Annotated in this window: 22 protein-coding genes; 6 read left to right on the top strand and 16 right to left on the bottom strand. The window is 63.8% G+C overall.

Features of this window, described 5'->3' with window-relative positions; all coding sequences use genetic code 11:
- Nucleotides 1-68: 68 nt before the first annotated feature.
- From AWB70_RS28925 to AWB70_RS28935, 3 genes are read right to left on the bottom strand one after another with little or no spacing between them, the layout of a single operon-like run.
- Complete coding sequence (locus AWB70_RS28925) at nucleotides 69-581, bottom strand: ureidoglycolate lyase (RefSeq protein WP_053568765.1); 513 nt, start codon at nucleotides 579-581, stop codon at nucleotides 69-71.
- Complete coding sequence (alc, locus tag AWB70_RS28930) at nucleotides 578-1,588, bottom strand: allantoicase (protein ID WP_053568766.1); 1,011 nt, start codon at nucleotides 1,586-1,588, stop codon at nucleotides 578-580. Before alc ends, AWB70_RS28925 begins: the two co-directional genes overlap by 4 nt.
- Before the next feature lie 30 nt (nucleotides 1,589-1,618).
- Nucleotides 1,619-2,938 carry a C4-dicarboxylate transporter DctA gene (locus tag AWB70_RS28935; protein ID WP_053568767.1) on the bottom strand — a complete coding sequence of 440 codons (1,320 nt, stop codon included), beginning with the start codon at nucleotides 2,936-2,938 and terminating at the stop codon, nucleotides 1,619-1,621.
- Between the two features lie 228 nt (nucleotides 2,939-3,166).
- Here AWB70_RS28935 and AWB70_RS28940 point away from each other — a divergent pair, with 228 nt between their 5' ends.
- On the top strand, nucleotides 3,167-3,862 hold the full coding sequence (locus AWB70_RS28940) for a FadR/GntR family transcriptional regulator (RefSeq protein ID WP_014192260.1): 696 nt from the start codon (nucleotides 3,167-3,169) through the stop codon (nucleotides 3,860-3,862).
- 51 nt (nucleotides 3,863-3,913) lie between these two features.
- On the opposite strand, the gene gap is transcribed toward AWB70_RS28940, so the two are convergent.
- The gene (gene gap / locus AWB70_RS28945) at nucleotides 3,914-4,924 is read right to left on the bottom strand and encodes a type I glyceraldehyde-3-phosphate dehydrogenase (RefSeq protein ID WP_014192261.1); all 1,011 of its coding nucleotides are present in this window, start codon (nucleotides 4,922-4,924) and stop codon (nucleotides 3,914-3,916) included.
- A 47-nt stretch (nucleotides 4,925-4,971) separates the two neighbouring features.
- Nucleotides 4,972-7,026 carry a transketolase gene (gene tkt / locus AWB70_RS28950; RefSeq protein ID WP_053568768.1) on the bottom strand — a complete coding sequence of 685 codons (2,055 nt, stop codon included), beginning with the start codon at nucleotides 7,024-7,026 and terminating at the stop codon, nucleotides 4,972-4,974.
- A gap of 388 nt (nucleotides 7,027-7,414) precedes the next feature.
- Here tkt and AWB70_RS28955 point away from each other — a divergent pair, with 388 nt between their 5' ends.
- Together AWB70_RS28955 and AWB70_RS28960 are read left to right on the top strand one after the other, a co-directional pair.
- Nucleotides 7,415-7,828, top strand: a complete 414-nt coding sequence (locus AWB70_RS28955) for a VOC family protein (RefSeq protein WP_014192263.1) — start codon at nucleotides 7,415-7,417, stop codon at nucleotides 7,826-7,828.
- Between the two features lie 51 nt (nucleotides 7,829-7,879).
- Nucleotides 7,880-8,617, top strand: coding sequence for a 16S rRNA (uracil(1498)-N(3))-methyltransferase (locus AWB70_RS28960; protein ID WP_053568769.1), 738 nt, complete (start codon nucleotides 7,880-7,882; stop codon nucleotides 8,615-8,617).
- Nucleotides 8,618-8,686: 69 nt separating this feature from the next.
- On the opposite strand, the gene AWB70_RS28965 is transcribed toward AWB70_RS28960, so the two are convergent.
- From AWB70_RS28965 to AWB70_RS28975, 4 genes are all read right to left on the bottom strand, one after another.
- On the bottom strand, nucleotides 8,687-9,253 hold the full coding sequence (locus AWB70_RS28965) for a barstar family protein (RefSeq protein ID WP_041730641.1): 567 nt from the start codon (nucleotides 9,251-9,253) through the stop codon (nucleotides 8,687-8,689).
- A gap of 16 nt (nucleotides 9,254-9,269) precedes the next feature.
- Nucleotides 9,270-9,596, bottom strand: coding sequence for a ribonuclease (locus AWB70_RS28970; protein ID WP_231927742.1), 327 nt, complete (start codon nucleotides 9,594-9,596; stop codon nucleotides 9,270-9,272).
- 146 nt (nucleotides 9,597-9,742) lie between these two features.
- The gene (locus AWB70_RS38505) at nucleotides 9,743-10,054 is read right to left on the bottom strand and encodes a hypothetical protein (RefSeq protein ID WP_143281719.1); all 312 of its coding nucleotides are present in this window, start codon (nucleotides 10,052-10,054) and stop codon (nucleotides 9,743-9,745) included.
- 110 nt (nucleotides 10,055-10,164) lie between these two features.
- Complete coding sequence (locus AWB70_RS28975; protein WP_053568770.1) at nucleotides 10,165-12,459, bottom strand: NADP-dependent malic enzyme; 2,295 nt, start codon at nucleotides 12,457-12,459, stop codon at nucleotides 10,165-10,167.
- Nucleotides 12,460-12,701: 242 nt separating this feature from the next.
- Here AWB70_RS28975 and thiL point away from each other — a divergent pair, with 242 nt between their 5' ends.
- The 3 genes from thiL to AWB70_RS28990 are packed head-to-tail and all read left to right on the top strand — an operon-like array spanning nucleotide 12,702 to nucleotide 14,743.
- A complete protein-coding gene (gene thiL / locus AWB70_RS28980) occupies nucleotides 12,702-13,691 on the top strand; it encodes a thiamine-phosphate kinase (RefSeq protein WP_053568823.1) in 990 nt (329 codons plus the stop codon).
- Nucleotides 13,681-14,214, top strand: coding sequence for a phosphatidylglycerophosphatase A family protein (locus AWB70_RS28985; RefSeq protein ID WP_200826448.1), 534 nt, complete (start codon nucleotides 13,681-13,683; stop codon nucleotides 14,212-14,214). Before thiL ends, AWB70_RS28985 begins: the two co-directional genes overlap by 11 nt.
- 28 nt (nucleotides 14,215-14,242) lie before the next feature.
- Complete coding sequence (locus tag AWB70_RS28990; RefSeq protein ID WP_014192270.1) at nucleotides 14,243-14,743, top strand: CinA family protein; 501 nt, start codon at nucleotides 14,243-14,245, stop codon at nucleotides 14,741-14,743.
- A 15-nt stretch (nucleotides 14,744-14,758) separates the two neighbouring features.
- Here AWB70_RS28990 and pyrF read toward each other — a convergent pair whose 3' ends face one another.
- The 7 genes from pyrF to AWB70_RS29025 form a co-directional block, all read right to left on the bottom strand.
- Complete coding sequence (gene pyrF / locus AWB70_RS28995) at nucleotides 14,759-15,574, bottom strand: orotidine-5'-phosphate decarboxylase (RefSeq protein ID WP_014192272.1); 816 nt, start codon at nucleotides 15,572-15,574, stop codon at nucleotides 14,759-14,761.
- 65 nt (nucleotides 15,575-15,639) lie between these two features.
- Nucleotides 15,640-16,725, bottom strand: coding sequence for an aldose 1-epimerase (locus tag AWB70_RS29000; RefSeq protein ID WP_053568772.1), 1,086 nt, complete (start codon nucleotides 16,723-16,725; stop codon nucleotides 15,640-15,642).
- Nucleotides 16,726-16,808: 83 nt separating this feature from the next.
- Nucleotides 16,809-17,684, bottom strand: coding sequence for an SMP-30/gluconolactonase/LRE family protein (locus AWB70_RS29005; protein WP_053568773.1), 876 nt, complete (start codon nucleotides 17,682-17,684; stop codon nucleotides 16,809-16,811).
- Nucleotides 17,675-18,463 (bottom strand): SDR family NAD(P)-dependent oxidoreductase, encoded by a 789-nt coding sequence (locus AWB70_RS29010; protein ID WP_053568774.1) that lies wholly within the window; start codon nucleotides 18,461-18,463, stop codon nucleotides 17,675-17,677. The genes AWB70_RS29005 and AWB70_RS29010 overlap by 10 nt, the downstream gene beginning before the upstream one ends.
- Nucleotides 18,464-19,172: 709 nt before the next feature.
- Nucleotides 19,173-20,189 (bottom strand): L-arabinose ABC transporter permease AraH, encoded by a 1,017-nt coding sequence (gene araH / locus AWB70_RS29015; protein WP_053568775.1) that lies wholly within the window; start codon nucleotides 20,187-20,189, stop codon nucleotides 19,173-19,175.
- A gap of 18 nt (nucleotides 20,190-20,207) precedes the next feature.
- Nucleotides 20,208-21,722, bottom strand: a complete 1,515-nt coding sequence (gene araG, locus AWB70_RS29020) for an L-arabinose ABC transporter ATP-binding protein AraG (protein ID WP_053568776.1) — start codon at nucleotides 21,720-21,722, stop codon at nucleotides 20,208-20,210.
- 55 nt (nucleotides 21,723-21,777) lie between these two features.
- Nucleotides 21,778-22,785, bottom strand: a complete 1,008-nt coding sequence (locus AWB70_RS29025; RefSeq protein ID WP_014192278.1) for an arabinose ABC transporter substrate-binding protein — start codon at nucleotides 22,783-22,785, stop codon at nucleotides 21,778-21,780.
- Between the last annotated feature and the right edge of the window lie 55 nt (nucleotides 22,786-22,840).

The following is a 22,840-nucleotide window of genomic DNA, read 5'->3' on the forward strand; positions in this document are numbered from 1 at the left end:
GGCGGTTTCGTTTCGCCCGTACGTTCTTGCGTCTGCGACCGATTCGCAGTCGCATTTCTATTCGCGTATTACGCCGCGCGCACCGCCGACGAGTCGATCAGCGTATAGCGTTCGGGCAAGTCGATCTCGTCGCAATTCGGCAGATCGCCGCCGCGATCCACGACGATGAAATCGCCCGCCGTATCGAGCACGATGAGCGGGTGATGCCACACGCCGCGCGCATAGTTCACGCCCTGCCAGCCGTGCGCCTCGAAAGCGCGCAGGCCGGCCGCATCGAACTCGCCCGCCGGCGCCACGACGATCAGATAGCGCACGTCGCCGAGCGGCACGAAAGCCTGGCTGCCGAGCGGATGCCGCTCCATCATCGAGATCGCGACCGGCTGCGCGCGCGGCTGTCCTCGAAACACGTTGATGAGCGGCCGCCCGCCGCTTTCGAAGCCGACATCCACGTTCGCGAGATCGTGAAAGCGTTCGGTCGTGCCCGCGTTGATCGGAAAATGGCGCGCGCCTTCGAGTTCGATGACATCGCCGAACGGGGCGAAGGCTTCGCGCGTGAGCGGTTCCAATCTGAGCGATTTCATTCGAGTTCCCCGAAAATGCGCAGCCGCGATACGCCGCCGTCCGGATAGATGTTGAAGCGCACGTGCGTGACGGGCCCGAGCGCGGCAATCTCTTTTTCGAAGCGATGCACGTTGTCCATCGTGAGCTTCTGTTCGTCGAGCAGGACGGGCCAGAACATCGCCTGCGTGACGAGCGATTCGTCCGTGCCGCCCTCGACGCGCGCCGCCTGCAGCGAGCAGCGGTCCGGATAATTGCCCTTGAAGTGCGCGGTATCGACTTCGATGGCGCGGATCACGCCGGGATTCGCCAGCGCGACGATCGCCCAGTCGTTGCCGGGCTCGCGGCGCCGGCGCGTTTCCCAGCCGTCGCCCATGTTCACGCCGCGTCCGGGCATCAGCATTTGCGAAGCGGGGCCGAAGTGCTGATTGTTCGCCGCGACGAGATACGCGCCGTTTTCGATCGCCGCGAGATCGAGCAGCGTGCCGCGTTCGACGCGCGAGAAATCCGTCTTCGGCTGGCCGTAGACGCGCAGCCGCGCGATGCCGCCATCGGGATAGATGTTCACGCGCAGATGCGTGTAGGCGCGCGTATCGGCGATCTCGAGATAGTGATGATGATTGCCCTGCAGGGTCGTCGAGGGCACGATCTCGCGCCAGTCGCCGTCTTCCTGAGGATTCGCGCTTTCGCTATAGCACGCGTCGATCGACGCCGCCGGCGGGAAGTTGCCGGTGAAGTGGCTCGTATCGACATCGATGCCGTGAATCACGCCCGCGCGCGCCAGTTTGACGATGCAGTAGTCGTAGCCCGTCGTGCGCTTGCGACGCGTTTCCCAGCCGTCCATCCACTTGCCGTGCTCGTCGTACTTGCCGGGGATGAACACGGCGGGCTGCGGCTCCAGCATGCGGTCTTTCGGCGCGAAGAATTCGTCGGTGGCGAAAAGCGCCTGCGCGCCGAGCCGCGGGTCCGCGAGATTCATGTAGCGGCGGGCGAAAGCGGGAGCGTCTGCGTCGAGAATCGGGTTGGCCATTTTGCGTGTCTCTCAGTGATTGAAGGGTTATCAGATTGCGTGTGCATGTTCGTTGCCGTGCGCGGGTTCCGGCGCGGCGGGCACGAAGCGGTAATCGGCGTCCTGGTCGAGCACGCGTTGGGCGCGCGCCCGGTCGATGTCGTTCTCCCACACGGCGACGACCACCGTCGCCACGCAGTTGCCGATCAGATTGGTGACGGCCCGCGCAATGCCGACGAACCAGTCGACCGGCAGGATCAGCACGAGGCCGAGCACGGGGATCGCGGGAATCGCCGAAAGCGTTGCGGCAAGAATGACGATCGCCGAGCCGGGAATGCCGTGCGCGCCCTTCGACGTCACCAGCGAAACGAGCACGACGACGATCAGGTCATGCATCGACAACGGCGTGTTGGTCGCCTGCGCGATGAAGATCACGGCGAGCGTGAGATAGATCGAAAAGCCGTCGAGGTTGAACGAGTAGCCGGTCGGAATCACGAGGCCGACGGTGGAATCCTTCACGCCCATCCATTCGAGCTTGCGCATGATCTGCGGCAGCACCGCATCCGACGAAGCCGTGCCGAGCACGATCGACAGTTCCTCGCGCAGATAGCGCACGAGCTTGAAGATCGAGAAGCCAGCCAGGCGCATCACGATCGCCAGCACGACGAACACGAACAGGAAGCAGCTCGCGTAGAACACCATCACGAGCAGGCCCAGTTGCTTGAGCGACGCCACGCCGTACTGGCCGGTGGTGAACGCAATCGCGCCGAGCACGCCGAGCGGCGCGAGCTTGATGATGAACGCCATGATGCGAAAGAACACGTTCGACAGTTCGTCGATGAAAACCGTCACGCGCTGGGCCTTCTCGCCGAGCATCGAGAGCGCCGCGCCGAACAAGATCGCGAACACGAGCACCTGAAGAATGTCGCCTTTCGCGAAGGCATCGATCGCGGTGTCCGGAATGATCTTCAGCAGGAAGCCCGCCGTGTCCTTCAGGCTCTTCGCGTGCTCCGTGTAGGTCGTGAGCGACGCCGCATTGAGCGTATGCAGATCGATGTTCATGCCGACGCCCGGCCGCGTGACCCACGCGAGAATCGCGCCGATGACGAGCGCGAGCGTGGTCATGATCTCGAAGTAGATCACGGCCTTCAGCCCGACGCGCCCGACCTTCTTGAGATCGCCCGCGCTCGCCATGCCGCTCACGACGACGCAGAACACGATCGGTGCGATCACCATCTTGATGAGCTTCAGAAAACCGTCGCCCAATGGCCGCAACGACTGGCCGAAATGCGGAAACAACGCGCCTACCACCACGCCGATGACCAGCGCGATCATCACTCTGCCGAACAGCGAATTCAGAAATCTCAACACGACCGTCTCCTCGTGTAATGTCCCAGGATCAGAGCAACTGTTCCGACTGGTCGGACCAGTGCTGTGATGGGGAATATTAGAAAGCCGATATAACCCAGTCAAGGAAGTCCTCGTAACGGTTTACCCTGTCTAAAGCAGGCACGGAAATGCACGCCAGACGGTCGTTCACACGGGCGCGCGGGACGCGCATACAATGGCGGTCAGACCGGCCAATACAGTTTTCTTCTTATGAAAAACGTTCCTCACACCGTGACCGACGCCGCGATCGCCACGATTCGCGAGCGCATCGAATCGAGCGTGTATCCGGTCGGGAGCCTGCTGCCGGCGCAGCGGCAACTATCGGAGGAACTGGCGATCAGCCGGGCGTCGCTGCGCGAGGCGCTTTCCACGCTCGAAGCGCTCGGCATGCTGCATATCCGTCCGGGCAAAGGCGTGTACGTGAGCAGCGCGCAGGCAAGCAACGCGCACCCGTGGCGTTTCGCGGATCAGGCGTCGTTGCCCGATACGTATCAGATGCGGTTTGCGCTCGAAGGATTCGTCGCGCGGCTGGCGGCGCATTCCATCGGCGATGCGGATATCGACTGGCTCGACGACAATCTCGATTCGCTGCATGGCGCGTTGACGGAATCCGCGCTCGAAGAAGCCGCGCAACTGGATTTCGCGTTCCACATGCGTATCGTGAGTCTCGCGGGCAATGCGGCGATCGAATCGATTCTGCGCGGCAGCGCCGACATCATGAAGGAAAGCCAGCGCCTGCCGTTCTATCGGCGTGAGCTGGTGCTCTCGACGTACCACGAACACGCGGTAATCATCGAGGCATTGAAGGCGCGCGACGGCGAAAAGGCGGGACGCGCGATCGAAGGCCATATCGTGAATGCCGCGCAGCGCGCGGGCGTCCACTTTCCCGTTCCGAACAAGGCATAAAAAAAGCCGCTCCGAAGAGCGGCTCCATGCACGGCTTGAACGCAGCGAAACTTACTTCGCGTTCGCGAGCGCCACGGCCGTATCCAGCATGCGGTTCGAGAAACCCCACTCGTTGTCGTACCAGCTCGACACCTTCACGAGACGGCCCGACACCTTCGTGAGCGTCGAATCGAACGTCGACGAAGCCGGGTTGTGGTTGTAGTCGATCGAGACCAGCGGCGCGTCGTTGTAGCCGAGGACGCCCTTCAGTTCGCCTTCCGACGCTTCCTTCATGATCTTGTTGATTTCTTCGACCGACGTGTCGCGCGCGGCGATGAACGACAGATCGACAACCGACACGTTGATCGTCGGGACGCGGATTGCGTAACCGTCCAGCTTGCCGTTCAGTTCCGGCAGCACGAGGCCGACCGCCGAAGCCGCGCCCGTCTTCGTCGGGATCTGGCTGTGCGTGGCCGAGCGCGCGCGGCGCAGGTCTTCGTGATACACGTCCGTCAGAACCTGGTCGTTCGTGTAGGCGTGGATCGTGGTCATCAGACCGTTCACGAGGCCGATCTTGTCGTTCAGCGGCTTGACGAGCGGCGCGAGGCAGTTCGTCGTGCACGATGCGTTCGAGATCACCGTGTCCGATGCCTTCAGCACGTTGTGGTTCACGCCGTACACGATGGTCGCGTCCACGTCCTTGCCGCCCGGCGCCGAGATGATGACCTTCTTGGCGCCGCCCTTGATGTGCGCGCTGGCCTTTTCCTTCGTCGTGAAAAAGCCCGTGCACTCCAGCACCACGTCGACCTTCAGCTCGCCCCACGGCAGCTCGGCCGGGTTGCGGTTCGCCAGCACGCGGATCTTGTCGCCGTTGACGACGAGGTAATCGCCGTCCACCGACACTTCGCCCGGGAACTTGCCGTGCGCCGTGTCGTACTGCGTCAGGTGCGCGTTGGTCTTGGCGTCGCCGAGGTCGTTGATGGCGACGATCTCGATGTCATGCTTCTTGCCGTTCTCGTAGAAGGCGCGCAGCGTGTTGCGGCCGATCCGGCCGTAGCCGTTGATTGCAACGCGAATCGTCATGGTCTATCTCCTTGGCTTAAAAAAACCTGCTTCGCTGACCGCGGATTTTACGCCGCGGCGAGGACGGACTTGGCCGTCGCGACAACATGTTCCACCGTGAATCCGAAGTGCTTGAACAGCGCGCCCGCCGGGGCCGACTCGCCGAACGTGTCGATGCCGACCACGCCGCCTTCCAGGCCCACGTACTTGCGCCAGAAATCGGTCACGCCCGCCTCGATCGCCACGCGCGCCACCCCCTTCGGCAGCACGCGCTCGCGGTATTCGGCGTCCTGCTTGTCGAAGACATTCGTGCAGGGCATCGACACGACGCGTGCGCCGATGCCTTCCTTCGCGAGCGCCTCCACGGCTTCCATCGCGAGCTGCACTTCCGAGCCGGTCGCGAGGAGGATGATCTTGCGCGCGGGGATGTCGTCGTTCCAGTCGCGCAGCACGTAGCCGCCCTTCGCGATGTTGGCGATCTGCACGTCGTTGCGCGCCGAGAATTGCAGATTCTGGCGGCTGAAGATCAGCGTCGACGGACCCTGATGCGCGATCGCATGCGTCCACGCGACGGCCGTTTCGACCGTATCGGCCGGGCGCCACGTCTGCAGATTCGGAATCAGGCGCAGGCTCGAAACATGTTCGACCGACTGGTGCGTCGGGCCGTCTTCACCGAGGCCGATGGAATCGTGCGTGAACACGAAGATCGAGCGCGACTTCATCAGCGCGGCCACGCGCAGCGCATTGCGGCTGTAGTCGGAGAACGTCAGGAACGTGCCGCCGAACGGACGATAGCCGCCATGCAGCGCGATACCGTTGATGGCCGCGCTCATGCCGAATTCGCGCACGCCGTAATTGATGTGATTGCCCCACTGGATGCCCGCGTGCGCCGGGTTCGCGTTTTCCGCGTCGCCCGCCGCGCGAACGGCCTTCGATGCCTTCCAGTTGGTGAGGTTCGAACCGGTCAGGTCGGCCGAACCGCCGAGCAGTTCCGGCAACGCGGCCGCGAGACCTTCGATCGTGTTCTGCGATGCCTTGCGCGTCGCGACGGTCTCGGCCTTCTGGTTCGCGTCCTCGATGATCTTGGCGGCGGCCTGCGCCCAGTCAGCGGGCAATTCGCCCTTCATGCGGCGCGTGAATTCGGCGGCTTCGGCCGCGTACTTCGCGCGATAGGCGTCGAACGCCGCGTTCCACTCGGTTTCGACGTGCTTGCCTTGTTCCTTCGCGTCCCACGCCGCGTACACTTCCTGCGGAATCTCGAACGGACCAAAGTTCCAGCCGATCGCCGCGCGCGTCGCCGCGATTTCCTTGTCGCCGAGCGGCGCGCCGTGCGCGTCGTGACCGCCCGCCTTGGTCGGCGCGCCCTTGCCGATGACCGTGCGGCAGCAAATCAGCGTCGGCTTGTCCGACTTCTTCGCTTGCGCGATCGCCGCATCCACCGCTTCGACGCTATGGCCGTCCACCGCGCGGATCACGTTCCAGCCATACGCTTCGAAGCGCTTCGGCGTGTCGTCGTGGAACCAGTGCTCGACGTGGCCGTCGATCGAAATACCGTTGTCGTCGTAGAGCGCGATCAGTTTGTTCAGCTTCAGCGTGCCCGCGAGCGAACAGGCTTCGTGCGAGATGCCTTCCATCAGGCAGCCGTCGCCGAGGAACACGTACGTGTGGTGATCGACGATCTTCGCGTCCGCCTTGTTGAACTCGGCGGCGAGCAGCGCTTCGGCGAGCGCCATGCCGACCGCATTGCCCACGCCCTGGCCGAGCGGGCCGGTGGTGGTTTCGACGCCCGGCGTCATGCCGACTTCCGGATGCCCCGGCGTCTTCGAATGCAACTGGCGGAAATTCTTCAGTTCGCTCATCGGCAGGTCATAGCCGGTGAGGTGCAGCAGCGAATACAGCAACATGGAACCATGACCGTTCGACAGAACGAAACGGTCGCGATCGAACCAGTGCGGATTCGTCGGATTGTGCTTCAGATGACGCGACCACAGCGCGACGCCGATTTCCGCCATGCCCATGGGCATGCCTGGGTGTCCGGAATTGGCTTGTTGAACGGCGTCCATGGCGAGCGCGCGGATTGCGTTGGCCATGAGGGCGGTTTGGCTGGAAGTCGGGGTCGTCATGTCGTATCGAGTGCTTCGGGCTGGAACTGGAATGATGCGTGGTGAATCCGAGCGTCGTAACTGACCGTCGTAAGTAAGGCGCCGGACCCGCGGCACACAACGCTTTCAGGACCGGAACGACGAGAAACGACGAGGATCGTGAGCCCGTCATTCTAGCAGACCAGTCCGATTGACACCCGCCGGCGGGCAGCCCCCGAACGCATCGGCGCGCCTCGCGCGGGCACGTTCCGTGCAGCGAAAGCCGGCAAAACGCCACCTTACACGATCCTGTACGCCGCCAGCGGACGTACATTCGGCGAAATCCGTCCTCGACGTGGCGGCGAATGTTCGTACGGCTTCGTGGCAAAATGTTTGTCAACGTGCAGCAAGGCTTCAAGGAGTGTTTTCGATGACCGACCCTCGCCCCGCCGACGTGCCCTGGCTCACTCCGTACCTCACCGTGCGCGACGCGCGCGTGAGCATCGCGTTCTATGAGAAGGCGCTAGGCTTCGCGGTGCGCGACAGCGTGAACGACGACGGCACGATCATCCACGTCGAGATGACCTATCGCGGGCAGTTGATCGTGATGTTCGCGCCCGAAGGCGCATACGGCTCGCAGGCGCGCACGCCGAAAAGCGCGGGGCAGATGGCGCCGCAGTCGTTCTATCTTTACGTGGACGACGTCGATGCGATCTTCCACAAGGCGCTCGCGGTCGGCGCGAAGGCGCTCATCGAGCCGCAGGACCAGTTCTGGGGCGACCGCTTCGCGCAGATTGAAGATCCGGACGGTTATCGCTGGGCGATCGCGCGGCATCTACGCTGAGTTTCAGGCAATTTCACTATCCGCGGACAACCGGTCCGCGATCGAACCTACATGCCACGATTTCATGTCGACGGCCCGCTTTCCGTGGGTCAAACCTTAGCCCTTCCCGACGACGTCGTGCGCCACGTGCACGTCCTGCGCCTGCAAACGGGCGATCCGATCACGCTCTTCGATGGCGCTGGCGGCGAATATCGCGGCACGCTCGTCGATATCGCGAAACGCGCGGCGACGGCGCGCCTCGACGAGCACAGCGATCGCGAGGCGGAGCCGCCCTATCGCGTGACGCTCGCGCAAGGCGTGGCGGGCGGCGACAAGATGGACTGGCTGATCGAGAAGGCGGTGGAACTCGGCGTCGCCGGCATTGCGCCGATCACGGCGGAGCGCGGCGTCGTGCGGCTCGCAGGGGAGCGCGCGCTGCGGCGTCAGGCGCACTGGCAGGCGCTCACGCGAGCGGCCTGCGAGCAATGCGGACGCAACCGCGTGCCCGACGTCGCGCCGCCGCGCGATCTCGACGCCTGGCTCGCCGACCTGCCCGCCGCGACCGATGGCGAATGGCGGCTTTTGCTGTCGCCGCGCGCCGAAGTGAATTTCGCGTCCTTGCCCGCCGATGCGCCGCGCGGCCCGGTGACGTTGCTCATCGGCCCCGAAGCCGGTTTTTCGCCTGCGGAAGAAAGCGCGATCGTCGAGGCGGGTTTCGCCGCGCTCGGACTCGGCCCGCGCGTGCTGCGCACCGAGACGGCGGGCATTGCAGTGCTCGCCGCATTGGCCGCGCGCTGGGGCGGCTGGTAAATTTCGCGACGCCCAAAACGAAAAAGCCCGATGGACCGCGCCATCGGGCTTTTTTGAGCGTTGCCGCCGTCAGACGAACGAATAGAACACGCGGAAAGCCACTTTCCGTTCGGCCCAGAACTCCGCGGCGTCTCGAAATACGTCGAGCAGGACTTCGCGGCCTTCCTTATCGAACTTCTGCGCGATCGGCAGTTGTTCGAGCACGATCACGAAGCCCGGCTGCGAGCCCGCCTGCTGAACGAGATCGGTGAGCGAATCGTACAGCGCGTCGTAGTTCTTGCCGAAATGCTTGGGAAAGAGAAAGGAGAGTGCGATGGTCTCGAGCACTTCCTGCTTGCTCTGCGCCTGGCCGAGATACGCGTAGAGAAAATGCTGGCCGAGGCGGCTGGCTTCGTCCGCGAGCTCCTGCACGCGGAACGCGCGTATCGACTGCACGATGTTCGGCCGCACCGTCGCGAACAGCGCTTCCGGATCGCCCTCTTGCAGATGGGACTCCTCAGGCCTGGTCTCGTCGTCGGGTCTGTTGTCGTGTTCTGTCATGCGTAGCCGCAATACTCGCTGGAACAGGTTGCCATCGCCGGTGGCGAAAAGATCACTCGCGACGCTGTGGTCGTGCGCGTAGATGTTGTCGCTCATGCCGTTAATCCCGTAATTAATCCGCAATACGTTTGAAACTGGAGTAGTGGTCGTCCGAGTAGTAGCAATCGCCGGTCTGTCTCTTCGGGCCGCCGCACACGATCCGGCGCGCGCCGCGATCCCTCGCGCGAGGCGTGGGAACGGTGTATTCGTGGTAGTAGCCGCGTGGATGCCGCGGAAGCAAACGCTCGCGATTGCCGAACACGACGCCGTCCTTCTCGTAAGGGAAAGGGCCGCCCGCTTCGATCAGCCGCAATGTCGCGACCGCCTGCCTGGGCAACTGCGCAATGTGGACGGTGGCCAGCCCGTCAACCGGCCCGCCGGTCGCTCCCGGCTGCCGCACCTGCGGCTCCTGGACCGACTCCGCCTGCGAAACCGGCAACGGACTCGCCGAAGCAACCGGCTCCCCGACGCTTCGAGGCTCGTCCTTGCCGCACGCGCCCAGAAAGACGCTCAGGGCGACGATAGAGGCGAGTGCCCTCGCGCGTATCACCAAGCGGTTGTCCTCGCGTTACACCAGAATCCGGCGACCATGAAAGATGTAAGGGTATCGCTAATGACAGAGCGAAGCAACGTTGCGCGGAAAATCGGAATTTTTTTCTCAATTTTGGTCTGTTGTGCAATTCCGAACGGAGTTTGCTTTAACGATTTAGCCCAAATCTGAGAGATTTTTATCTTGCCCGAGATAATAATTTCGCTGTGGAATCTTGAGGCCTCTGGGCGGGTTGCCTCACCCGTCGCCAGCTTCACGGCAGCGCGCTCTGCCGCCGGTTCTGCCTTTATGCGGTTATTAGCAGACAAGTTCCTGCTTCTCGCAAGCGTGCCGTGGTCACACGGCACGCTCTTTTTTTGCCCGGACAAAGAAAAAAGCGGCGAGAGAACCCGCCGCTTTCGTCGGACCAACTCCGCGATCAGCGTGCCGCCGATGCATCCGCCACCAGCAACGCCGTCATATTGACGATGCGCCGCACCGTCGCCGACGACGTCAGCACGTGCACCGGCTGCGCCGCACCAAGCAGGATCGGCCCGATGGCGATGTTGTTGCCCGCCGCCGTCTTGAGCAGGTTGTACGAGATGTTCGCCGCATCGATGTTCGGCAGGATCAGCAGGTTCGCATCGCCTTCGAGCGTCGATTCAGGCAGCACGTCCTTGCGCAGACGCGCGTCGAGCGCGACGTCGCCGTGCATTTCGCCGTCCACGTCGAGATCCGGCGCGCGTTCCTTCAGGATCGCGAGCACGTCGCGCATCTTCTGCGCCGTCGGCGCGTTGCTCGTGCCGAAGTTCGAATGCGACAGGAGCGCGATCTTCGGCATGATGCCGAAGCGCTTCACTTCTTCCGCCGCCATGATCGTGATCTCGGCGAGCTGCTCGGGCGTCGGATCGACGTTCACGTGCGTATCGACGATAAAAATCTGACGGCCCGGCAGCACCAGCGCGTTCATCGCCGCGTACACCTTCGCGCCTTCCTTCTTGCCGATCACCTGATCGATGAAGTGCAGATGGCGGTGCGTCGTGCTCACCGTGCCGCAGATCATGCCGTCCGCTTCGCCCTTCTTGACGAGCATCGAGCCGATCAGCGTCGTGCGGCGGCGCATTTCGAGCTTGGCCATCTGCTCGCTGATGCCCTTTCGCGCCATCATCTTGTAATAGGTCTGCCAGAAGTCGCGGTAGCGCTCGTCGTGATCCGTATCGACGACCGTGAAATCCGTGCCCGCATTCAGACGCAGGCCGAACTTCTGGATGCGCTGCTCGATGACCGCCGGACGGCCGATGAGAATCGGCTTGGCGATTTTTTCATCGACGGCGATCTGCACCGCGCGCAGCACGCGCTCTTCCTCGCCTTCCGCGAACACGATGCGCTTTTTCTCCGGCTCGACGCTGCGCGCGAGCTGGAACACGGGCTTCATCGTCGTGCCGCTGTGGTAGACGAACTGCTGCAAATGCTGCTCGTACGCTTCCATGTCCTCGATCGGACGCGTCGCGACGCCGCATTCCATCGCGGCCTTCGCCACCGCCGGCGCGATCTTGACGATGAGACGCGGATCGAACGGCTTCGGAATCAGATATTCCGGCCCGAACGACAGATCCTGAATGCCGTAAGCCGTCGCGACGATATCGCTTTGCTCCTGACGCGCCAGTTCCGCGATCGCGTTCACCGCCGCGATTTCCATTTCCTTCGTGATGACGGTCGCGCCGACATCGAGCGCGCCGCGGAAGATGAACGGGAAGCACAGAACGTTGTTGACCTGATTCGGATAGTCCGTGCGGCCGGTGGCGAGCACCGCGTCCGGGCGCACTTCGAGTGCGAGTTCCGGCAGAATTTCCGGCGTCGGGTTCGCGAGCGCGAGAATCAGCGGCTTCGCGGCCATGCCCTTGACCATGTCCTGCTTGAGCACGCCGCCGGCCGAGAGGCCGAGGAACACGTCCGCGCCGTCGATCACTTCGGCGAGCGTGCGCGCGCTGGTTTCGCGGGCGAACAGTTCCTTGTCCGGGTCCATCAGTTCCGTGCGGCCCTTGTAGACCACGCCGGCCAGGTCCGTCACGAAAATGTTCTCGCGCTTCATGCCGAGATCGACGAGCAGGTTCAGGCAGGCGAGCGCCGCCGCACCCGCGCCCGATGCGACCAGTTTCACTTCGCCGATATTCTTGCCAACGACCTTCAGACCATTGGTGATCGCCGCCGCGACGACGATGGCCGTGCCGTGCTGGTCATCGTGGAAAACCGGAATCTTCATGCGCTTGCGGCATTCGCGCTCGACGATGAAGCAATCCGGCGCCTTGATGTCTTCCAGATTGATGCCGCCGAAGGTCGGCTCCAGCGCGGCGATCACGTCGACGAGCTTGTGCGGATCGGTTTCGTTCAGCTCGATATCGAACACGTCGATGCCGGCGAACTTCTTGAACAGCACGGCCTTGCCTTCCATGACCGGCTTCGACGCGAGCGGCCCGATATTGCCGAGGCCCAGCACGGCCGTGCCATTGCTCACGACGCCCACGAGGTTGCTGCGCGCGGTGAAACGCGCGGCGTTGAGCGGATCTTCGACGATCGCCTCGCACGCGAATGCGACGCCCGGCGAATAGGCGAGCGCGAGGTCGCGCTGGTTGATCATCTGCTTAGTCGGCGCGATCGCGATCTTTCCGGGGACGGGAAATTCGTGATAGTCGAGCGCGGCTTCGCGCAACTTGGTATTGGCGTCAGTCGTCATAAGGCGGGCTAGCGGTGCGGGAATTAGAATGGAAGTTCGAACGCATTGTAGCGCCAATCCAAGGCAGTTTCGGGCCGCGGCCCATGCATTTCGGCTACAAGTGCCGTGACTGGAAAAGGTCTGATCGGTCCGTGCGGCAAGCCTTCGCGGGCAAGAGGCGCTTATTTTTGGGACGTCGCGCGGGTTTTTCTGCGCGCCGTTTTCATCGTGCATCGCAACAATCCAACTTCATTCGCCGACGCATGCTCTCCGAGTTTTCATTGATCGACCGTTTCTTCGCCCGCCGCGCGTCGGCGCCCGCGCCGCGCCATGAGGACGAGGCCGCGAAGCCGCTCGGCATCGGCGACGACTGCGCGCTCATTGCGCCGCCCGCCGGCCATCAGCTCGCCATTTCGACGGACATGCTGGTCGAAGGCCGCCATTTCTTCCCCGATGTCGATCCTTACGCGCTCGGCCACAAGGCGCTGGCGGTGAATTTGTCCGATCTCGCGGCGATGGGCGCGAAGCCGCACGCGTTCACGCTCGCGCTCGCCTTGCCGCGCGCCGACGAAACGTGGCTCGAAGCGTTCAGCGACGGCCTCTTCGCGCTCGCCGAACGTCACGATTGCGCGCTCGTCGGCGGCGACACGACGAGCGGGCCGCTGAATATCTGCATCACCGTGTTCGGCGACGTGCCCAACGGCGCGGCCTTGCGCCGCGACGCCGCGCAGCCCGGCGACGACATTTACGTGTCCGGCGCGTTGGGCGATGCGCGCGCGGGTCTCGGCGCGATCCGCGGCGAGTGGCCCGCGCCGGAAGGTTCGGACTGGCGGCGCGCGCTCGAGCGCCCGGAACCGCGCGTGGCGCTGGGGCTCGCGTTGCGCGGCGTCGCGCACGCGGCGCTCGATATCTCCGATGGCCTCGCGGGTGACCTCATGCACATCCTGAAGCGCTCGGGCATGCGCGCGATCGTCGACGCCGACGCCGTGCCGTGCTCGAACGCCGTGCGCGCGTTGCCCGAGGCCGCGCGCCGCCAGTGCACGCTCGCGGGCGGCGACGACTACGAACTGTGCTTCACCGCGCCCGTCGCGGCGCGAAAAACGCTCGCGAATATCGCGACGAGCGTGAATGTGCCGCTCACGCGCATCGGTACAATCGAATCATCCGGTGCGCCGGCCATTGCCTGGCGCGATGCCGCGGGCGCTCCGCTCTCTCTGACGTTGCAAGGCTTCGATCATTTTCATGCAGACTGACCCCACGCTTGCGGGTAACGCTTCGCCGCAAACTCCCAGGCCGCGCAAGGCGAGCGCGCGCTTCATGCTCGACCATCCGCTGCACATTCTGTCGCTCGGCTTCGGCAGCGGGCTTTCGCCCATCGCGCCCGGCACCGTCGGCACCCTCTTCGCCTGGGTGTCGTTCGTCGTGTTCAATCCGCATCTGACGGTCGCGGAATGGGGCGCGCTGATCGTGGCCGGCTTCATCGCCGGATGCTGGTTCACCGGCTTCACCGCGAAGAAAATGGGCATCTCCGATCCGTCGCCGGTCGTGTGGGACGAGATCGTCGCGTTCTGGCTCGTGCTGCTGCTCGTCACGCCCGCGACCTTCACCGGCCAGTTGTGGGCGTTCATCGTGTTCCGCTTCTTCGATATGGTGAAACCGCCGCCGATCCGCTATTTCGATCGCCGTTTGAAAGGCGGCTTCGGCATCATGTTCGATGATCTCGTCGCGGCGTTCTTCACGCTGCTCGTAATCGCGCTCTGGCGCATGACCGTCTGATTTCTTCCTTCCCTTCGAGAACACCGCCATGCCAACCGACACTGTCGTTCACCAACTCGCGATTCGCGTCGGCAACAAGCTGCGCGACGAACGGCTGATGCTCGCGACCGCCGAATCGTGCACGGGCGGCATGGTCGCGACCGCCATCACGGATATTTCGGGCAGCAGCGCGTGGTTCGAGCGCGGCTTCGTCACCTATTCGAATCTGGCGAAAATCGAGATGATCGGCGTGCCGGCCGCGCTCATCGAGCAGCACGGCGCGGTGAGCGAACCCGTCGCGAAAGCGATGGCCGAAGGCGCGCTGCGCAACAGCCGCGCGCAGGTGTCGGTGGCGATCACGGGCGTCGCGGGCCCGGCGGGCGGCAGCGAGGCGAAGCCGGTCGGCACGGTGTCGTTCGCGTGGAGCAACCGGCTGCATACCGGCGTGGAAACGCAGCACTTCAAGGGCGACCGCGAGCAGGTGCGCTCGCAGGCCGCGGCGCATGCGCTCAGGGCATTGCTGGAGTTTCTGGATCAGCGCGAGCGGTGAGCCCGCGCCTGTCTTTCACCGGTACGCGTTGATCGCGTCACGCGTCTTCTTCGCCGCTTCCGCCGCGGCCGGCGCGTAATCATCGCCCTTGCTTGCGTAGATGATCGCGCGCGACGAGTTGATCAGCATGCCCGTGCCGTTCGCGGTGCGGCCCGCGCGCACGGTCGCTTCGACATCGCCGCCCTGCGCGCCGATGCCCGGAATCAGCAACGGCATCTCGCCGACGATGCCGCGCACCGTTTCGATTTCCTTCGGGAACGTCGCGCCGACGACCAGCCCGAGCTGGCCCTTGTCGTTCCACTTCTGCGCCGCGAGCCGCGCGACGACCTGATACAGCGGCGTGCCATCGGACGTCGTCAGAAATTGCAGGTCCGAGCCGCCCGCGTTCGACGTGCGGCACAGCACGATCACGCCTTTGCCTTCGTGCGCGAGATACGGCTCGATCGAATCGAAACCCATGTACGGATTCACCGTGACGGCGTCCGCCTTGTAGCGCTCGAACGCTTCCTTCGCGTATTGCTCGGCCGTGCTGCCGATATCGCCGCGCTTGGCATCGAGAATCACCGGAATGCCGGGATGCTTCTCGTGGATATGCGCGATCAGCGCTTCGAGCTGATCTTCCGCGCGATGCGCCGCGAAATACGCGATCTGCGGCTTGAACGACGACGCAAAGGGCGCGGTCGCATCCGCGATGGTCTTGCAGAACTCGAAGATCGCATCGGCGCGGCCGTTGAGCGCGCCGGGAAATTTCGACGGCTCGGGATCGAGGCCGACGCACAAAAGCGATTGAGTCCGCGACCACGCGGCGTTGAGCGATTCGATGAAGGACATGGCGGGATTTCGTTGAACGTCGATGCCACGCATTTTAACGTGCGGGCGTCGGGTTTCCCGTGGCGTCAGCGCGCCGCCGCCCTCGCCCTTGCCTTGGGCCTCGCGCGCCGCGCCGCTTCGCCGGTGCGCTCGACAGTGAAACGGAACTGGCGCGACAGCCGCTCGCCGGGCGCGAGCACCGTCATGCCGTGCGCTTCGCCGCCACCCGGCAGGTTCACCGCGTTGATCGGGTGATCGACCGGCTCGAAGCAAAAGAAGCTCTCGCCGGGCGGCACGTACAGCACGTAATAGTCGGTATCGGCGGCGATCGTCAGCGACAGCCGGCGTTTCGGCCACAGCACGCTCGTGCGGCCGCTCCATCCGGTGAACGCGTTGTTCACCATCTCGGACGGCATCGGATACGCGACGCCGAACTGCCACGCCGGCGGCGTCGGCACATGCCGCACGGGCAGCCAGTCGTCGCCGCATAGCCACACGCCGCCCGCCGCCGCGGAAAGCTCCGTGTCCGCCTCGCGCATCAGAAAGGGATGCAGCCCGAGGCCGAACGGCAGCGCGTCGATGCCGGTGTTCTGCACGTCGAGCGTCACGACGAGCGTGGCGTCGTCGAGCGCGTAAGTCTGCGCGGCGCGAAACGCGTACGGCTCGCCGTCGCTGCGATCCAGCGTGAACCGCGCGCGCCCCGCCGTTTCCTCTTCGACCTCCCACGCACCGAGCCAGCCGTCGCCGTGCAGCGGCAGCGGTTCGCAGGCGCGGTTGCGCGGCACGTCGATGGAGCGTCCCGAAAACTGAAAATGCCCGTTGCCGATGCGGTTCGAATACGGCAAAAGCGGATAGCACGCGAGTTGATTCGGATCGGTGTCCGGACCGGGCGCGACGCAGGGCCGGAAGATCGGCACCAGCGCGCCTTCGTCCCGCCAGTCGAACCGCGTGATGCCGCCGCCGAGCGACGGCGCGAGTTCGAGCCGCAGATGCGCGTTCGAGAGCGTGATGCAGCCTTCGGTATGCGCCCCGCCGATCGCCACGGCCGCCGTGCCCGGGCCGGGGCGTATCGGCGGTTCGGCCGCGGCGGCCAGCCGCGAACGGCGGGCGTTCGCCTGCGCCGTGGACGTCGATGCAGGATTCGGTCTTTGCTCTGTGCGCGCAACAGTCATGACTCGTGCTCCATCGAGAGGCGAATAACCCGGCGCGGCCGGTGTCGGTCGGACGGCGCGTCGTTGCGCGCCGCCTCGTGTTGTCAGGCTTTTCCGGCGAATACGGCTTCGGCGATGCCGCGCGCGCCCGGCGTCGCGACGAACACGCCGCCCGCGTGCGCATCGGTTTCATCGAGGCCGATGCGCGCCGTCGTGACGTACAAGGTGCTCAGATCCTCTCCGCCGAACGCGGCGCAACTCGGCTGCGCGGTGGGCATCCCGATACGCGCCGTCTCGCGGCCGTCGGGTGCGTAGCGCACCACGCGCGCGCCGCCCCACTGCGCATTCCACAGGCCGCCGTCCGCATCGACGATGGAACCGTCGGGCACGCCCGTCGCATCGGCCAGTTCGACGAACACGCGATCGTTCGCGAACGTCGCGTAATCGCAGACGCGAATCTGGCGCGTCGGCGAATCGCAGTAGTACATCGTCTTGCCGTCCGGGCTGAAGCCGATGCTGTTCGAAATCGCGCAATTGCCCAGCGGCAGGCGTTCGAGCGACAAATCGCGGTTCAGCCGATAGAACCCGCCGATGGCTTGCGCGTCGTCCACGTCATGCTTGGTGCCGAACACGAAGCGCCCTTCGCGGTCGCAGCGGCCGTCGTTCAGGCGCGTCGGCAGATCGGCTTCGACTTCCATGATGGTCTCGATCGCGCCCGTCGCGATTTCATAAAACGCGAGCCGCGACGCGAGCCCGAGCAGCAGGAAGCGCGCATCGGCGCAGGGCGTGAAGCACGCGAGGCGTTCGGGCATGGCGAACGAATCGGTCGAGCCGTCGCGCGGATCGTGGCGCCACAGCTTTTTGCCTTCGATATCGGTCCACCAGAACTGGCCGCTCGCGGCGCACCACGTCGCGCCTTCGCCGAGCGAGCACTGGCTGTCGATCAACAACGTGGCGCCTGGCGTGTTCATCAGACCCATCCTCCATCGACGATCATGTCCTGCGCGGTGATCATGCTGCTGTCGTCCGATGCCAGAAAGAGCGCGGCGCGCGCGAGATGCGCGGGCATCAGTTCCGCGTCGATGCACTGGCCTTGCTTGATGGCTTCGCGGCCGGCGTCGTCGAGCCAGAGACGCTTTTGCTTCTCGGTCATGACCCAGCCCGGCACGAGCGTATTCACGCGGATGCCGAACTTGCCGAGATCGCGCGCGAGGCCGCGCGTCATGCCTTGCACTGCGGATTTCGACGTCGTGTAGACGGGAAAGTTGCCTTGCTTGAGCATCCAGCTGATCGAGCCGAGATTGATGATCGAGCCGCCGCCCGCGCGCTTCATGTCGTCGATCACGGCCTGCGCCGCGAAGAACTGATGCCGGATGTTGACCGCGATGCCCGCATCGTAGGACTCGGGCGTGACGTCTTCGATCGCGTGGCGCTTGTCGTTGGCGGCATTGTTGACGAGCACGGTGATCGCGCCTAGCGCGGCTCGTACGTCTTCGATGCCTTTTCTCAATGCGTCGATATCCGTGAGGTCGACGTTGAGGAACATCGGTCGCGATCTGCCTGGCGGGAGGTTTGCGCCCAGGCGGTCGGCGAGCGCTTCGCCCGCGTTAGTGTCGATGTCGAAGAAGGCGACTTTCGCGTTCTGGTCGAAGAAGTGTTCGACGAAGGCCTCGCCGATGCCGGTGGCGCCGCCGGTTATCAGTACGGTTTTGCCTTCCAGGCTGGGGTAGCTTGCTAGTGACTTGCTTATGGGTGCCATGGGTCTCTTTTCTCTCTTTGTCTCTTTCTCTTTGCTTGCGTTTTTTGTGGTGGAATCCTGATTTCTTGTCGGTCTATTGGCTCTGCCCCTCCCCGGGGCGGGGGTAACTTTCTTTGCTGCTGCAAAGAAAGTCACCAAAGAAAGCAGCTTTGTCACCGCCCGCGGTCACACGCACGTTGGCCACTCTTCTCCTCGGGGAACGGCCCTCGCCTAAAGAGTGCCCCCACAGGCCCAACCGGGCTTGGATCGCGCACGATCCGTCACATCGCACCGCACAACAAACCGGTACAGCCATTTCAAGTTCCGGCCCGCTTCGCGGCCGACCGGTGAATCAGGTGCGCGGGCGCCCGCGCTTCCTTTCCTGCCGGTTTCCCTCGCAGACCCGGCGGCAGCGCGTAGCGCTGTGCCGGAGCCATTTCGTGCTGAACCAGCGTCCGTTGGGCACTAGCTCGTCAGACCGTGCGCGATCCACGCCCGGTTGGTCCTTCGAGGGCGACACTTAGGCGAGTGCCACCTTGGAGGAGAAAATTGGCCAAACTGCGTGTGACCGCGGGCCTGAAAAGCTGCTTTCTTTGGTGACTTTCTTTGCAGCAGCAAAGAAAGTTACCCCCGCCCCGGGGAGGGGCAGAGCCAATAGACCGACAAGAAAACAGGATTCCACGAAGACCCAAGAAGACCCCCGAACAGCCCGAGCACAACGATAAAACCCTCAATCCCGCGCCCCACGATTCTTCAACTGATCGAGCAACACAGCAGCCAGCAGAATCGCCCCTCTGACAAGGTACTGATAAAACGCATCGATATTGAGAAGATTCATGACGTTCTCGACAGTACCCATGATGAGCACGCCAATCACGACACCCGAAATCGTAGCCCTACCGCCCAGCAAGGAAACCCCACCGAGCACACAAGCTGAAATCACATTGAGCTCAAACCCCTGAGCAGCATTCGGCTGCCCCGAAGTAATCCGCGAGGCGAGAATCACACCCGCCAGCGCGGTGACAGCGCCCTGAATCAAAAAGATCCACACCCGCGTGCGCTCGACATTGATACCCGCCAGCCGCGAGGCTTCAGGATTCCCGCCGATCGCCAATGTATTACGTCCATACACCGTCTGGTTGAGCAATACGCCAAAAACGATGAAACACGCAAGCGTCACCCAGATAGGCAGGGAAATCCCCAGCATCGACAAACCGCCAAGCGCAATGAAGGTATCCGACGACACGCCCACCGCCTGTCCATGCGACACGATGAAGCCAAGCCCGCGCACGATTTCCATCGTGGCCAGCGTAGTAATCAACGCATTGATGCGCAGATAAGCGATCACCGCGCCGTTCACGAAACCGATCACCGCGCCCGCCGCCACCGCCGCGATGATCGCAATGAACGTGTTGTCCGTGGCGTTGAGCACCATCGCGCAGAGCACGCCGGCAAAGGCGATCGTCGAGCCCACCGACAAGTCGAAGTCGCGCGACGCGAGACAGAACATCATCGTGCACGCGACCATGCCGATCTGCGAGATCGACAGCGCGAGACCCAGCATGTTCTCGATCGAGAAGAAGTGATCGACGGACAACGACATCGTCACGAACATCACGACGAAGATCACGATCAGGCTGTACTCCGTGATCTGCTGCCACCACTTCTGTTTGTCGCTCTTTTGCGGGATCAGCGCGTTCGCGACGGTTTCCGTCGCCTGACCCACGATGTTTTCTCTTGCTTCCATGATTCGCTCCTCTTGTCTTTATGCCGCCTGCGCGACGCTCTCGCTCTGCGGCAGCGCGAGACTCAGCACCGCCTGTTCGCTCGCATTCTCGCGCGGCAACTCGCCCGCGATCCGCCCCTGCCGCATCACGACGATGCGATCGGATACGCCGAGCACTTCAGGCAATTCCGACGAAATCATCACGATCGCGCAGCCGCGCTCCGCAAGCTGATAGATCACGTTATAGATCTCGTGTTTGGCGCCGACGTCGATGCCGCGTGTCGGTTCGTCGAGAATCACGACCTTCAGATCCGGCTCCGCAAGCCAGCGCGACAGAATCGCTTTCTGCTGATTGCCGCCCGACAAAAAACGGATGCGCTGCTTGCGGCTCGGCGTCTTGATCTTCAGCAACTGGATGAAGCGGTCGGCCGTCTGCGCTTCCTTTTTGCGGTCGAGAAACAGGCCGCCGCGCAAATAATGACGGCGGCACGAGATGTTGATGTTCTCCGCAACCGTCGCCATCGCGACGATGCCCTCTTCCTTGCGATCCTCCGGGCACAGCACGATGCCGTGACGTATCGCTTCGCCCGTGCTGCGCACCTTGATCGGCTGGCCGTCGAGCACAATCTCGCCGTGCTTCTTCTTGTCCGCGCCGTAGACGAGATGCATCAGCTCGCTGCGGCCCGCGCCCACCAGACCGAAAAATCCGACGATCTCGCCGCGCTTTACATCGAAGCTCGCGGGCGCGCTCAAGGCATCGCCTTCGACGTTCTTCACCGAGAACCGCGTTTCGCCCAGCGGACGCGCGCGATAGTCGTAAATGTCGCTAATTTCGCGGCCGACCATCTCCTGCACGAGCGTGTCGCGCGGCACTTCGGCGAGCGCCAGATGCGACGCGATCTTGCGGCCGTCACGGAAAATCGTGCAGGCGTCGCACAGTTCGTAAATCTCGTCCATGCGGTGCGAGATGTAGATCAGCGCGCGGTTGTCCGCCTTCAGATCGCGCACGAGCTTGAAGAGCACTTCCGTCTCGCGATGCGACAGCGACGAAGTCGGCTCGTCGAGCGCGATCACGCGCGCGTTGCGCAGCAGCGCCTTGCAGATTTCGACCATCTGACGTTGCGCGATCGAGAGCTTGCGCAGCTTGGCGTTCGGATCGAGATCGACGCCCATTGCCGCGAGCCGCTCGCGCACGTGCGCTTTCGCCGCGCGCTTGTTGACCCAGCCGAGCCGGTTCGGCAGCGCGCCGAGCAGCAGATTCTCGGACACGGTCAGATCCGGCACGTACTGCAATTCCTGATGAATCACCGCGATGCCCGACGCGATCGAAGCCGCCGCGCTCGCGAAATGCACTTCTTTTTCATCGATGAGCACGCGCCCCGAATCGGGCTGGTACTCGCCGCCGAGAATCTTGAGCAAGGTCGATTTACCCGCGCCGTTCTCGCCCATCAGGCCGTGAACTTCGCCGGCGTTGACGTCGAACGACACGCCGTCGAGCGCGCGCACGCCTGGAAACACCTTGCCGATATTGTCAAAACGCAGCGTCGCTGACACATCGCCTCCTTTTCATGCGCGGGCCGCGCGCTTGCGAGCGGCCCGCCATTGCACCTTAGTTCGACGCCAGGCCCATCTGCTGACGCACCGACGCGACGTTCTCGCGCGTCGCCAGCATGCCGGTCGTGAGCGTGAGCGGCGGCGGCGCCTTGCCGTCCTTGATCCACGCGTACATCAGCTCGGACGTCTCTTCGCCGTGGCGCTTCGGGCTGATGATGACGGTGCCGAAGAAGCCCGTCGGATTCGGCTTCTTGAATTCGTTCAGCGCCGAGTCCGAACCGCCGATGCCGATGCCGATCATGTTGTCCGCCTTGAAGCCACGGCCTTCCGCCGCGCGCACCGCGCCGAGCACGCCTTCGTCGTTGAGCGCATAGGCGACCCAGTGCTTGAATTGCGGATTCTTCGTGAGCGCGATGTTCGCGGCGTTGAACGCGTTTTCCGTATCGGTCTTCGCTTGCGGCGCGGCGATGATGTTCGCCTTCGGGAAGCCCGCCGCGACGAGCGCGTCGGTCGCGCCGGCCGTGCGGTCATGCGCGGTCGGCAACTGTTCGTAGGTCACGTCGATCGCGCCGACATCCTTCATGTCCCAGCCGCGCTTCTTGATCTCGGCGGCGATGCCGTCGCCTACCTGCTTGCCGATGTTGTAGGCGGAAATGCCCATGTGCGGCACGGATTCGATCGGCTTGCCGGAACCGTCGACGAGGCGGTCGTCGACCGTCATCATCTTGAGCTTGTCGGCCTTCGCCTTGGCGACGATGCCCGGTCCGAGCTTCACGTCCGGCGTGCAGATGATGAAGCCCTGCGCCTTCTGCGCGGCGAGGTTGTCGATGGCGCTCATCACCTTTTCACCCGACGGCGCGCCGATCTTCACGAGCGTGAAGCCCTTGTTCTTGGCCGCGATTTCGGCGAACTTCCATTCGTCCTGGAACCACGGTTCTTCCGGCTGCTTCACGAGGAAGCCGATCTTGACTTCGTCGGCCGCCTGCGCGACGGGCGCCGCGATCATGGAGGCGCTCGTTGCCGTGGCGGCGGCGATCAGCGTGAGGAACAGTCTGCGTTTCATTTTTTGTCTCCCGACTTTTTCCGATGTCGAAAAATGCCCGCGCGCGGGCGCTACG

The sequence above is a fragment of the Caballeronia cordobensis genome, assembly GCF_001544575.2.
GTDB lineage: Bacteria > Pseudomonadota > Gammaproteobacteria > Burkholderiales > Burkholderiaceae > Caballeronia > Caballeronia cordobensis.

Bases quoted from the DNA above. Each gene is read 5' to 3' on its own strand.
- thiL (WP_053568823.1), top strand. From the start codon at position 12,702: ATGCTCTCCGAGTTTTCATTGATCGACCGTTTCTTCGCCCGCCGCGCG.
- AWB70_RS29025 (WP_014192278.1), bottom strand. From the start codon at position 22,785: ATGAAACGCAGACTGTTCCTCACGCTGATCGCCGCCGCCACGGCAACG.
- araH (WP_053568775.1), bottom strand. From the start codon at position 20,189: ATGGAAGCAAGAGAAAACATCGTGGGTCAGGCGACGGAAACCGTCGCG.
- AWB70_RS28985 (WP_200826448.1), top strand. From the start codon at position 13,681: ATGCAGACTGACCCCACGCTTGCGGGTAACGCTTCGCCGCAAACTCCC.
- tkt (WP_053568768.1), bottom strand. From the start codon at position 7,026: ATGACGACCCCGACTTCCAGCCAAACCGCCCTCATGGCCAACGCAATC.
- gap (WP_014192261.1), bottom strand. From the start codon at position 4,924: ATGACGATTCGCGTTGCAATCAACGGCTACGGCCGGATCGGCCGCAAC.
- AWB70_RS28955 (WP_014192263.1), top strand. From the start codon at position 7,415: ATGACCGACCCTCGCCCCGCCGACGTGCCCTGGCTCACTCCGTACCTC.
- AWB70_RS28940 (WP_014192260.1), top strand. From the start codon at position 3,167: ATGAAAAACGTTCCTCACACCGTGACCGACGCCGCGATCGCCACGATT.
- AWB70_RS29005 (WP_053568773.1), bottom strand. From the start codon at position 17,684: ATGGGTCTGATGAACACGCCAGGCGCCACGTTGTTGATCGACAGCCAG.
- alc (WP_053568766.1), bottom strand. From the start codon at position 1,588: ATGGCCAACCCGATTCTCGACGCAGACGCTCCCGCTTTCGCCCGCCGC.
- AWB70_RS28965 (WP_041730641.1), bottom strand. From the start codon at position 9,253: ATGAGCGACAACATCTACGCGCACGACCACAGCGTCGCGAGTGATCTT.
- AWB70_RS28975 (WP_053568770.1), bottom strand. From the start codon at position 12,459: ATGACGACTGACGCCAATACCAAGTTGCGCGAAGCCGCGCTCGACTAT.
- pyrF (WP_014192272.1), bottom strand. From the start codon at position 15,574: ATGTCCTTCATCGAATCGCTCAACGCCGCGTGGTCGCGGACTCAATCG.
- AWB70_RS29010 (WP_053568774.1), bottom strand. From the start codon at position 18,463: ATGGCACCCATAAGCAAGTCACTAGCAAGCTACCCCAGCCTGGAAGGC.
- AWB70_RS28960 (WP_053568769.1), top strand. From the start codon at position 7,880: ATGCCACGATTTCATGTCGACGGCCCGCTTTCCGTGGGTCAAACCTTA.
- AWB70_RS28925 (WP_053568765.1), bottom strand. From the start codon at position 581: ATGAAATCGCTCAGATTGGAACCGCTCACGCGCGAAGCCTTCGCCCCG.
- AWB70_RS29000 (WP_053568772.1), bottom strand. From the start codon at position 16,725: ATGACTGTTGCGCGCACAGAGCAAAGACCGAATCCTGCATCGACGTCC.
- AWB70_RS28990 (WP_014192270.1), top strand. From the start codon at position 14,243: ATGCCAACCGACACTGTCGTTCACCAACTCGCGATTCGCGTCGGCAAC.